We start from the raw sequence: 10,506 nt of genomic DNA on the forward strand, positions 1-10,506 counted from the left end.
CGGGTCGCCGCCGATGTCCTCGCGCACCTGCGCCAGCAACTCCTGCAGGGCCTCCAGATAGCTGTGTGCGGCCTGCACCAGTTCCTCGGCCTGCACCTGCACCTGCAAGCCTGCTTCGATGTAGTCCAGGGTCTCGGCGTGGTGCTCGGCGTCGCTGAGGCGGATCTTGCTGCGCTCCACCGCACGGTACAGGCGCGCGGTGTTGCCAGGCTCCTGCAGCGCCTGCAGGCGCGCCTCGTACGGTGCGGGGACGGCGTCGTAGCGATGCTGGCGGAAATCGCGCTGGCGGGTGGTGTCCTGCACCATCGCCGCCTCGACGTAGTGGTGCGAGGGCACGCGGGTGAGGCCGCGGCCGAACTGCGGCATGAACCCGGCCAGGCTCAGCGCCAGGTCGATGTCGGTGCCGCCGCGCGGGATGCCCCAGGCGCGGTGCACCTGCGGCGCGGCGTCGCCGCCGACGCTGGCGTGGGCGATGTCGGTGGTGCCGCCGCCGATGTCCACCACCACCGCGGCGTGGCGCTCGCGGCTGACCGCGTGGTAGTGCATCGCCGCGGCGGCCGGTTCCTCCAGGAAGGCGACGTCGTCGAAGCCGGCGGTGATCGCGGCGCTGTGCAGGATCTCCAGCGCCTGCGCGTTGCCGGCCTCGCCGATCGAGCTGCGGAACTGCACCGGGCGGCCGAGCAGGGCGCGGCGCACCTGCACGCCCAGTTGCTGCGAGGCGGTCAGGCGGATGTGTTCGAGAATGTGCGCGGCGATACCGGTGATGGTCTGGCGCGCGCGCGGATGCAGGTTGTAGCCCAGCATGGACTTGGGGCTCTGCACCAGATTGCCTTCGCCTTCGACGAAATACGCGTCCAGCGCGTCGTCGCCGTACACCGCGTTCTGCAGCAGCGCCGCGGAACTGCGCGGCTCGCGCATCTGCGTTTCCATCCATTGCCGGCGCACCACCCGGATCGCATCGCGGCGCAACGCGTCGGGGCTGCGTTCGCGGCCGGCGGCGAGCGCGTCGCGGCGGCCGGACTCGATCAGCTCGTCCACCTGCCGTTCCAGCGCCGGGGTCAGGTCGAACTCGGCCGGGTCGCGCATCACCTCGGGGAAGTACACCGTGGTGCGGAACTGCTGCTGCGCGCCGAACTCGATCGGCACCACGCGGCCGTCGATCACCGCGGCGGCGGCGGAATTGCTGGTGCCGAAGTCGATACCGAGGCGCATGACGGTGCCGGGGGCGGGAGGGGCCGCGCACTGTGGGGCAAGCCGTCGCGCGACGCAAGCGCGGCCGCAAACGCACGAGGCCCGCATCGGCGGGCCTCGTCGGGGACGCGAAACCGGGTCGCTTACAGCGCGGCGCCGGCGTGGCCCTGGTTCTTTTCCTGCTCGGTGGCCTCGCGCACGCCGGCCACTTCCACGGCGAAGTGCAGCACCTGCCCGGCCAGCGGGTGGTTGCCGTCGATGGTCACCAGTTCTTCGCCGACCTCGGTGACCGTGACCAGCAGCGGGCCCTGGTCGGTCTGCGCCTGGAACTGCATGCCCGGCGCCAGCGACCCGGCATCCGGGAACGAACCGCGCGGCACCTGCTGCACCAGTTGCTCGTGGCGCGGGCCGTAGCCCTCGGCCGGGATCACGTCGGCGGTGACCGACTCGCCGGTGCGCTTGCCGGTCAGCGCCTTTTCCAGGCCCGGCACGATGTTGCCGGCGCCGTGCAGGTAGCTCAGCGGATTGTCCGGCGAGGACTGGTCGATCACTTCACCGGCGTCGTCGGTGAGGGTGTAGTGGATGGTGGCGACAAGCCCGTTGGCGATCTCCATGGGAAACCTCGTTCAGTGAGTAAGGGGGATACGCCGGCACAGTCACAGCGCGATGAGAGGGGGTGCTACCCGGCTACCCTAACGAAAAGCGGCGCAGGGCCGCAAGTCGCGTCGGGGGGCGCCGCCATTCAGGCCGGCGGCGGCTGGCGCAGCGCGGTGCGCCGGGCCAGCCAGGTCTCCGGGGTCTGCGGCTTGACGAACAGCGCCTGCAGTTCCGGATGCTCGGCGCGCGCGGCGGCCTCGATGCGCTCGATGCACGCTTCGATCTGCGCGGTGCTGCGCTGGTCCTCGAATTCGGCGCTGAGCGCGGCCACCACCTGGTCCGGCCCCATCTGCACGCTGAGTACGCCGTTGACCGCGCGCACGTCCGGATCGGCCGCGGCGATGCGCCGCAGCGCGTCGCCGAGCGGACGCGCCGCCGGCTCGCCGATCAGCAGGCCCTTGGTCTCGCGTGCCAGCACGAACGCCGAACAGGCCAGCACCGCGGCGATGCCGATGGAGGCGACGCCATCCAGTGCCGGCATGTCCAGCCATTGCGCGGCGAGCAGCCCGGCCAGCGCGATCAACAGGCCGATCAACGCCGCGCTGTCTTCCACCAGCACGGTGAACAGGCTCGGGTCCTTGCTCTCGCGGAACGCCTGTACGTAGCTCAGGCGGCCCTTGCGCGCGCGGAACTCGCGCAGCGAGACCCACCACGAGCCGCCCTCGAACAACAGCGACAGCCCCAGCACGATGTAGTTGAGGGTGTGGTCGCTGGCCGGCTGCGGATCGCGGATATGGGCGATGCCCTCGTACAGCGACACCCCCGCGCCGAGCGCGAACACCAACAGGGCGACGATGAAGCTCCAGAAGTACAGTTCGCGCCCGTGGCCGAACGGATGGGTGGCATCGGCCGGGCGCGCGGCGCGGCGCAGTCCGTACAGCAGCAACAGCTCGTTGACCGTGTCCACCAGCGAATGCACGCCTTCGCTGAGCATCGCCGAACTGCCGGAGAGCCCGGCGGCGACGAACTTGGCGATGGCGATGGCCAGATTGCCGGCGAGCGCGGCGTAGATCGCGAGGCGGGACCCGGACGAAGCGGACATGAGATTCCTGCGGCTGGCGCGGCCGCACGGCGGCACGGGGCGGGCGGCTACAATAGGCGGCTCGCCGTCGTCGCCGTATCAAGGATTCCCATGCCCGCCGCACCCGCCTGTCCGCAATGCACCCTGGAAAACACCTATGTCGACGGCGCCAACTGGGTGTGTGCGGACTGCGGCCACGAGTGGCCGGTTGCGGCCGACGCCGCCAACGACGCGGCGACGGTGGTACGCGACAGCAACGGCAACGTGCTGCAGGCCGGCGATACGGTGGTGGTGATCAAGGACCTGAAGGTCAAGGGTTCGTCGATCCCGCTGAAGCAGGGCACGGTGATCCGCGGCATCCGCCTGGTCGAGGACGATGCCGAACACATCGAAGGCAACTCGGACAAGATCAAGGGCCTGGTGCTGAAGACCTGCTTCCTGCGCAAGGCCTGAGCGGGCGAGCCCCACTGCATCGCCCGCCGCGGCGGCACCGATGCGGTGCCGCCGCAGGACGCGATCAAACCAGCGTCGGGTAGTCGGTGTAGCCCTTGGCACCGCCGCCGTACAGCGTGTCGGCGTCCACCTGGTTCAAGGGCGCGTCGCGGCGCAGTCGTTCCACCAGGTCCGGGTTGGCGATGAACGGGCGGCCGAACGCCACTGCGTCGGCGCGGCCGGAGGCCACGGTCTGTTCGGCCAGTGCCTTGTCGTAGCCGTTGTTGACCAGCCACGGACCGTGGAACTTGGCGCGCAGCGCCGCATAGTCGAAGGCGATGTTGTCGCGCGGGCCGCCGGTGGCGCCTTCGATCACGTGCACGAAGGCCAGGCCCAGCGGATCCAGGCGTTCCACCGCGCGCTCGAACAGCGGCTGCGGATCGCTGTCGCGCGCATCGTTGGCCGGGGTCACCGGCGACAGGCGCACGCCGGTACGGTCGGCGCCGATCTCCTGCGCCACCGCCTCCACCACTTCGAACAGCAGGCGAGTGCGGTTCTCGATGCTGCCGCCGTAGGCGTCGTCGCGGTGATTGCTGCCGTCGCGCAGGAACTGGTCGATCAGGTAGCCGTTGGCGGCATGCACTTCCACGCCGTCGAAGCCGGCGGCGATGGCGTTGCGGGCGGCGCGGCGGAAGTCCTCGATCAGCGCAGGGATCTCGTCCAGGCGCAGCGCGCGCGGGGCGGAGACGTCGGTGAAGCCCTCGGCGGTGAAGGTCTTGGCATCGGCGCGCAGCGCGCTGGGTGCCACCGGGGCGGCGCCGCCCGGCAGCAGGCTGACGTGCGAGATGCGACCGACGTGCCACAGCTGCAGCACGATCTTGCCGCCACGGCGATGCACCTCGTCGGTGACCGTCTTCCAGGCCGCGACCTGTGCGTCGCTGTAGATCCCCGGGGTGTCCTTGTAACCCTGGCCCATCGGGCTGATCTGAGTCGCCTCGGCGATGAGCAGGCCGGCGCTGGCGCGCTGCCCGTAGTACTCGGCGGCCAGCGGCGTGGGGATGCGGCCTTCGCCTTCGGCACGGTTGCGGGTCAGGGGCGCCATCACGATGCGGTTGGCCAGTGCGATCGCGCCCAGGCGCAGCGGCGTGAACAGCGGGGAAGCGGTGTCGGTCATCGGTGGGTCTCTTGGTGGTGGGTGGGGCGGCCGACCCTACAGCGGGGCGCTGCAAGGCGGCGTGCGTGCAGGACATGGGGACGCGCGCGGCGGTTTCGCGGCGGTGCGGTGGGACAGTGCGTTGCTGCGGCGGCACCTTCGCGAGGGCATCGCCACCCCGGGCGCCACCGGCGGCACCGCGCAACGCGGCGTTGCGCAGGCGGGGCTGCAGGACTTGCTGCAATGCACAATAATGAGCGGCCCTTTCCTTCGGGACGTGCGCATGACCTCATCCGCCACGGTGCCGCTGTCGCGGCGCGGCTACGTGCTGATCCTGTTCGCGCTGGCGATGGGCGGTTTCGCGATCGGCACCAGCGAGTTCTCCACCATGGGGCTGATGCCGTACATCGGCCGTGGTCTGGTCATCGATGCGCCGCAGGTCGGGCATCTGATCAGTGCCTATGCGCTGGGCGTGGTGGTCGGTGCGCCGCTGCTGGCGATCCTCGGCGCGCGCTGGTCGCGCCGCGATCTGCTGCTGGCGCTGATGGGCTTCTATGCGTTCGGCAATCTCGCCAGCGCGGTGGCGCCGGACTATCACAGCATGCTGCTGGCGCGCTTCGTCGCCGGCCTGCCGCATGGCGCCTACTTCGGCGTGGCGACCCTGGTGGCCGCGTCGATCGGTCCGCCCGACCAGCGTGGTGCGGCAGTCAGCCGGGTGTTGCTCGGCCTCAACCTGGCGGTGCTGGTCGGCAACCCGCTGGCGACCTGGCTTGGTCAGGTGGCGGAATGGCGCTATGCCTACGCCCTGGTCGCGGCGATCGCGGTGCTGACGGTGGTGCTGGTGTGGCGACTGCTGCCGGCCGATCCGCAGGAGGCGCGGCCCTCGCCGTTGCGCGAACTGCGCGCCTTCAACCGCACGCAGGTGTGGCTGGCGCTGGGCATCGGCGCGATCGGCTTCGCCGGCATGTTCTGCGTCTTCAGCTATCTGGCGCCGACCCTGATGGAGGTCACCGGCGTGTCCGAACACTGGATCCCGATGGCGATGGGCGCATTCGGGCTGGGCGGCCTGCTCGGCAATCTGGCCGGCGGCTGGCTGTTCGACCGGATGCAGTTCCGCGCGGTGCCGCTGGTGTTGCTGTGGTCGCTGGCGGTGTTGCTGGTGTTCCCGCTGGCGGCCACTTCGCCGTGGGCGGTGCTGCCGGCGGTGGTCGCGGTCGGCAGCATGGGTGCGCTTGCGCCGGTGCTGCAGACCCGCCTGATGGACGTGGCCAGCGATGCGCAGACCCTGGCCGCGGCCTCCAACCATGCCGCGTTCAACCTGGCCAACGCGCTGGGGCCGTGGCTGGGCGGGATCGCGATCGGCGCCGGCCTGGGCTGGACCTCCACCGGCTATGTGGGCGCGGCGATGGCCGTGGGCGGCCTGCTGATCTACCTGTGGGCGCGCCAGGCGGGACGGCGTGCGGCCTGCGCGCATGCGGCCGGCTAGGGGGCGCTAGCGCAGCGGCCGCGCGGTGGAAGACAGCCTGCGCAGCGCGTCCAGCTTGCCCTGGTAGCGCGGTTGCGTGGCTGGATCGGCGTGGGCCATGGCCTCGCGCAGCGCCGCGGTGGCGCGGCGGGTGTCGCCGCTGTGCAGGTAGGCTCGGGCCAGGGCGAAGTACAGCAGGTGGGCGCCGTCGTAGAGGTGCAGGGCATGCCGGTAGTAGGCAATCGCTGCGGGGTAGTCCTGGCGTCGCTCCGCCTCGTTGCCGAGCAGGTATTGCTGGAATGGGTCGCGTTGGCGCACCTGTTCCATCTGCCGCTGCAGGGGGGCCTCCCGCGTGCCGTCGCCCAGGCGTCGGGCCAGGCCCACGGCGTTGGACAGCGCCGGCAGGTGTTCCGGATCGATCTCCAGCGCCTTGGCGTAGTCGCGTGCGGCGGCGGTGCTGTCGCCATCGCGCATCGCCAGCACGCCCTGGTTGTTCCAGGCCCCGGCGAAGCGTGGGTCCATCTGCAGGGCCATCGCCAGATGCGCGCGGGCGCCGTCGAGATCGCCGTCGACCATCAGCTCGGCGCCGCGGTTGTTGTAGTAGTGGGCGAGGGCGCGGCGATCGGAGATGGGCTGCGGCCCGCGCCGGTCCATCAGCACGCTGCGGTCCAGGTCGATGCTGCCGCGGCCGCTGTCCACGCGCACGCCGGCGTTGACGTGGCCGACGTTGTACAGCGCATTGCCGTCTTCGTACCAGCTCAGCACGCGACGCACTTCCTGGATCTGCGCCTGCAGCCCGACGTCGCGCGCCATCGCCACGAACAGCAGGGTGAAGGACAGGCAGTTGACGTGGCGCGTGGCGTAGCTCTCGGCGACGCTGTGGGTGGCCTTGGGGTCGTACTGCAGGTCCAGGCCGTTGGCATCGAAGGCCAGCGCCACCAGTTGCTGCAGGCGGTGTTCGGCGTCGGCGCCGCGGTCGATGCGCTGCTGCAGCAGCGTATGCAGCGCCGGTGGCAGCTGCATGATCTGCTCAGGGGGAGGAACGGCGGTTGCCGCGGTAGTCGTCGCCGGAACCGGCGGTGCCGCCTCTCTCTGGACGGCCGCTGCCGTGTGCGAGGAAGGCAGCGACGGTGTGGGCGGCGACGGGGCGGCCGTGGCAGCGGCGAGCAGGGCGAACGCGGTCCAGGCGAACATGACGCACCTCGCGGTGCCCTGCAGTGGCGAGGGCTCGCCTGCACTATAGGCCCTCGCTGGCGCGACAGGACGGTCATCGTGGCGGTACCGACGAGCGGTCTCCGGTCGACGCGATCGACGGCGGCGGTCATCCACAACCGCTGTGGACGAACGTGGGGCAACCGTGTGGATAAGTCGCTGCCACCCAGGCGCCACAATGTACGCAGACAGGATGGTGAAAACTTCACCACATGTCTGACTGCGCAGTGCGGCCCATGAACGCGTGTTCACCACGGGCAATGCGGCGTGACGAGCGAGCGCCGATGGCTCACGTGCGCTTTATGCCGTTCTGCCCAGCATCGCCAACACCACGCAACGCGGCAATCCTCTCGACCGCGCCGTGCGATATCCAGGTTCACCCCCGTGTGCCCGTTGCGCGATATCGCTGGCCTCGCCACAGGAGTTTCCCATGAGCATCCAGAGCAAGACCACGCACAGCCTCAACGACCTCATCGCCATTTCCCGCGACGGCAAGGACTTCTATGAAGAAGCCGCGCAGAAGGTGGGCGACGCCGAGCTGTCCGCGTTGTTCCTGCGCATCGCCGGCGTCAAGTCGGACATCGTCAGCAGCCTGAGCGCGGTGGTGCAGTCGGTCGGCGGCAAGCCGGAAGAGCACGGCACCATGGTCGGCAGCATGCAGCAGATGTACGGCAAGGTCCGCGCCGCGCTGGGCGACACCAAGTACGGCTATGTCGCCGAGCTGGAAGAGTCCGAGGACCGCCTGCTGAAGGCCTTCAACGAGACCATCGCCGACGCCGACACCCCGGTGGCCGCGCGCGATGCCGCCACCCGTCTGCTGCCGGAAGTGCGCGCCTGCCACGACGTGATGCGCACCCGCAAGCACGCGATGAAGAACGCGGCGTAAGTGCCGCCCGCCGCCGGCCCGGCGCGCCGTATCGCGGCATTGTCCGGGTCGGCGTGCCGATGGTCTGCAGCGGGACGGTGCGCTTGCTACCATGCGTGCTCGACCGCTGCCCGACCTGATTGCGGCGTTTGCCGCTTTTGCCCATGTCTCCCGATGCTGCGCCTGCCGGCGCCCAGTTCTCGCTCGGTTTCGATGCGCCTGCCGCACGCGAAAGCCTGTTCTTTGCGCTGCTACCCGACACGCGAACCACGCAAGCGGTGCACAGCCTTGGCCAGCAACTGTGCCAGGCGCATGGTCTGCACGGGCGTGCGCTGCCGCCGGAGCGGCTGCATGTCACCTTGCACTATCTGGGCGAATACGCCGGGATCCCGCCGCGGCTTCTGCAACAGGCCTGCGCCGCCGGGCAGGCGCTTGCGGCCTCGCCCTTTCAACTTGCATTCGACCAGGCGGTGACCTTCGACAGCCGCGCGCGCAGCCGGCCGCTGGTACTGCGCGGTGATGCCGAGCCCGCGCCGTTGCTGGCGTTGCGTCAGGCGCTGCAGCAGCAGTTGGCCCGACACGGCGTGGCGCCGCGCGCCGACGGCGCGTATCTGCCGCACATGACCCTGGCCTATGTCGATCAGGCGTTGGCGCCGCAGCAGGTGCCGGCGCTGCATTGGCGGGCGACGTCGCTGAGCCTGATCCGCAGCGTACAGGGCCAGGGCCGTTACCTGCACGAAGCCAGTTGGACGTTGCGCGCCGACGCCCCTGCGCAGCGCGACGCATGAACGCGGTGCCGCTGACCCTGCCCGAGGCGCAATGGGCGCAGCTGCGGGCGGCCTACGCCGAACCGCCGCGGGCGTATCACCATTTCGGCCACGTCGAGGCGGTGCTGGCGCATTACGCCGAGGTCGCCGCCGACACCGGCTGGCGGCAGCCGCGCGAGGTCTACCTGGCCGTGCTCTATCACGATGCGGTCTATCGCGCCGGCCGCGGCGACAACGAAGCGCAGTCGGCGCGCCTTGCCGAGGCGGCGATCGCGCAATGGCTGCCGGACGCAGGGGTGGAGGCGGCGCGGGTGGCGGCACTGATCGAACTGACCGCGCGCCACGGGCAACTGACCGTCGACTCGGTGGATGCGGACGCCGCGCTGTTCCTGGATTGCGACATGGCCATCCTCGGCGCCGCGCCGGAGGCCTTCGCCGCCTACGACCGCGCCATCGCCGAGGAGTACCGCGGCGTGGTGCCGGGCTGGTTGTACCGACGCAAGCGCCGCGCGTTCCTGCGCACCGTGCTGGCGCAGCCGCGCATCTTCCTCAGTGAGCGCTTCCATGCACGCTACGACGCGGCTGCGCGCGCCAACCTGCGTCACGCCATCGGCTGAGGGGACGCGGACCGCGGCCTGCGCCGCCTTCTTCTACACTGCCGCGCCGGTCTGCCCCGGCCGCCGCCACGGAGCCCCATGTCCGACCCTGCCGCCAATGCCGATCCCCGCCCGCAGGCGCCGCTGCCGCCGGGCCCCAGCGACTGCTGCGACAGCGGCTGTCCGCTGTGCGTCTACGACCTCTACCACGAGGAACTGGAGCGCTACCGGCAGGCGCTGGCCGCCTGGCGTCTGCGCCATCCCGGCGCCGACGCGGACGCCTGACAGGCCTGCCGGTGCAGGCGCTGGCGCAGGTCCGGCGTACCTGGCATGAACCAGGGAGCGCGCCGCGCTTCGCGCCGTCGCCGTTCGGGATTATCTTTACACGCCTTTTCAGGATTGCCGGATGATGCAGAAGCGTGGCGGTTGGATGTGGGGATGTGCATTGGGCGGACTGCTCGCGGCCGGCGTCGCCGGCGCAGCACCGGGCGCTGCGGCCACCGCCGCGCCGCATGCCGGCGCACCGGCCGCGGCGCCGGAAAAGCTCAGCCACGGCCGCTTCGAGCAGGTGCCGGTGCTGTTGCCCAAGGGCAACGCGCAGCGCGTGGTGCTGTGGTTCGCCGGCGGCAAGCACGCCGACGCCGAGCGCATGCGCCAGATCGAGGCGCTGCGCGACGACGGCGCCATGGTGGCGGTGATCGACAGTGCGCACCTGCAGGCGGTGCTGGCCAAGATCGACGGCACCTGCGGCTTCTCCGCCGGCGACGTGGAGAATTTCTCGCGCTACGTGCAGGCCTATTTCCACGTGCCGACCTACCACCTGCCGTTGCTGGTGGGCGATGGCGACGGCGCCGCGCTGGCCTATGCGGTCGCTGCGCAGGCGCCCAAGCATCTGCTGGCGGGCCTGCTGACCGAGGATTTCTGCCCGGTGCAGGTGCTCGACGACCAGATCTGCGGCGCCGGCATCACCGCGCCGGCGCGCGCGTTGCAGGCGACTGCGCTGCCGGTGCCGTGGCTGGCGGCGCTCGATGCCAAGACCCGCCGCGACCGTTGCACCCAGCAGAGCGACGCGTTCCTGCAGAAGGTGGCGCAGGCGCGGCAGTTCCGCCGCAGCGCCAGCGGCGATGCGCTGCCGGGCCTGCGTGCG

Annotated in this window: 11 protein-coding genes and 1 pseudogene; 7 read left to right on the top strand and 5 right to left on the bottom strand. The window is 70.8% G+C overall.

Going from position 1 to position 10,506, the window contains the following annotated elements; translation table 11 throughout:
- The 3 genes from D183_RS0106170 to D183_RS0106180 form a co-directional block, all read right to left on the bottom strand.
- Nucleotides 1–1,212 (bottom strand): Hsp70 family protein (locus D183_RS0106170; RefSeq protein ID WP_017908236.1); only part of this gene is annotated, 1,212 nt, incomplete at its 3' end.
- 122 nt (nt 1,213–1,334) lie between these two features.
- Entirely contained in the window at nt 1,335–1,805 is a 471-nt protein-coding gene (locus D183_RS0106175) for an FKBP-type peptidyl-prolyl cis-trans isomerase (RefSeq protein ID WP_017908237.1), read from the bottom strand.
- A 128-nt stretch (nt 1,806–1,933) separates the two neighbouring features.
- The gene (locus D183_RS0106180) at nt 1,934–2,890 is read right to left on the bottom strand and encodes a cation diffusion facilitator family transporter (RefSeq protein ID WP_017908238.1); all 957 of its coding nucleotides are present in this window, start codon (nt 2,888–2,890) and stop codon (nt 1,934–1,936) included.
- Nucleotides 2,891–2,980: 90 nt separating this feature from the next.
- Here D183_RS0106180 and D183_RS0106185 point away from each other — a divergent pair, with 90 nt between their 5' ends.
- Entirely contained in the window at nt 2,981–3,322 is a 342-nt protein-coding gene (locus tag D183_RS0106185; protein ID WP_017908239.1) for a zinc ribbon domain-containing protein YjdM, read from the top strand.
- 64 nt (nt 3,323–3,386) lie between these two features.
- On the opposite strand, the gene D183_RS0106190 is transcribed toward D183_RS0106185, so the two are convergent.
- On the bottom strand, nt 3,387–4,475 hold the full coding sequence (locus D183_RS0106190; protein ID WP_017908240.1) for an alkene reductase: 1,089 nt from the start codon (nt 4,473–4,475) through the stop codon (nt 3,387–3,389).
- Between the two features lie 262 nt (nt 4,476–4,737).
- Here D183_RS0106190 and D183_RS0106195 point away from each other — a divergent pair, with 262 nt between their 5' ends.
- Nucleotides 4,738–5,940 carry an MFS transporter gene (locus tag D183_RS0106195; protein WP_017908241.1) on the top strand — a complete coding sequence of 401 codons (1,203 nt, stop codon included), beginning with the start codon at nt 4,738–4,740 and terminating at the stop codon, nt 5,938–5,940.
- A gap of 6 nt (nt 5,941–5,946) precedes the next feature.
- Here the strand turns inward: D183_RS0106195 and D183_RS0106200 are convergent, their stop codons facing one another.
- Nucleotides 5,947–6,942 (bottom strand): tetratricopeptide repeat protein, encoded by a 996-nt coding sequence (locus D183_RS0106200; protein WP_017908242.1) that lies wholly within the window; start codon nt 6,940–6,942, stop codon nt 5,947–5,949.
- Nucleotides 6,943–7,561: 619 nt separating this feature from the next.
- Between D183_RS0106200 and D183_RS0106205 the strand changes: the two genes are divergently transcribed.
- The 5 genes and pseudogenes from D183_RS0106205 to D183_RS24115 all read left to right on the top strand — a co-directional run.
- Nucleotides 7,562–8,017 carry a PA2169 family four-helix-bundle protein gene (locus D183_RS0106205; RefSeq protein ID WP_017908243.1) on the top strand — a complete coding sequence of 152 codons (456 nt, stop codon included), beginning with the start codon at nt 7,562–7,564 and terminating at the stop codon, nt 8,015–8,017.
- Between the two features lie 143 nt (nt 8,018–8,160).
- On the top strand, nt 8,161–8,784 hold the full coding sequence (thpR, locus tag D183_RS0106210; protein ID WP_017908244.1) for an RNA 2',3'-cyclic phosphodiesterase: 624 nt from the start codon (nt 8,161–8,163) through the stop codon (nt 8,782–8,784).
- Entirely contained in the window at nt 8,781–9,380 is a 600-nt protein-coding gene (locus D183_RS0106215) for an HD domain-containing protein (protein ID WP_017908245.1), read from the top strand. The genes thpR and D183_RS0106215 overlap by 4 nt, the downstream gene beginning before the upstream one ends.
- 78 nt (nt 9,381–9,458) lie before the next feature.
- The gene (locus D183_RS0106220) at nt 9,459–9,644 is read left to right on the top strand and encodes an oxidoreductase-like domain-containing protein (RefSeq protein WP_017908246.1); all 186 of its coding nucleotides are present in this window, start codon (nt 9,459–9,461) and stop codon (nt 9,642–9,644) included.
- 121 nt (nt 9,645–9,765) lie between these two features.
- A pseudogene (locus D183_RS24115) lies at nt 9,766–10,506 on the top strand (virulence factor family protein); the annotation flags it as partial.

Source organism: Xanthomonas sp. SHU 199, from assembly GCF_000364665.1.
Taxonomy (GTDB): domain Bacteria; phylum Pseudomonadota; class Gammaproteobacteria; order Xanthomonadales; family Xanthomonadaceae; genus Xanthomonas_A; species Xanthomonas_A sontii.

Coding starts and splice junctions, on each gene's coding strand:
- D183_RS0106175 (WP_017908237.1), bottom strand. CDS start 1,805: ATGGAGATCGCCAACGGGCTTGTCGCCACCATCCACTACACCCTCACC.
- D183_RS0106180 (WP_017908238.1), bottom strand. CDS start 2,890: ATGTCCGCTTCGTCCGGGTCCCGCCTCGCGATCTACGCCGCGCTCGCC.
- D183_RS0106185 (WP_017908239.1), top strand. CDS start 2,981: ATGCCCGCCGCACCCGCCTGTCCGCAATGCACCCTGGAAAACACCTAT.
- D183_RS0106190 (WP_017908240.1), bottom strand. CDS start 4,475: ATGACCGACACCGCTTCCCCGCTGTTCACGCCGCTGCGCCTGGGCGCG.
- D183_RS0106195 (WP_017908241.1), top strand. CDS start 4,738: ATGACCTCATCCGCCACGGTGCCGCTGTCGCGGCGCGGCTACGTGCTG.
- D183_RS0106200 (WP_017908242.1), bottom strand. CDS start 6,942: ATGCAGCTGCCACCGGCGCTGCATACGCTGCTGCAGCAGCGCATCGAC.
- D183_RS0106205 (WP_017908243.1), top strand. CDS start 7,562: ATGAGCATCCAGAGCAAGACCACGCACAGCCTCAACGACCTCATCGCC.
- thpR (WP_017908244.1), top strand. CDS start 8,161: ATGTCTCCCGATGCTGCGCCTGCCGGCGCCCAGTTCTCGCTCGGTTTC.
- D183_RS0106215 (WP_017908245.1), top strand. CDS start 8,781: ATGAACGCGGTGCCGCTGACCCTGCCCGAGGCGCAATGGGCGCAGCTG.
- D183_RS0106220 (WP_017908246.1), top strand. CDS start 9,459: ATGTCCGACCCTGCCGCCAATGCCGATCCCCGCCCGCAGGCGCCGCTG.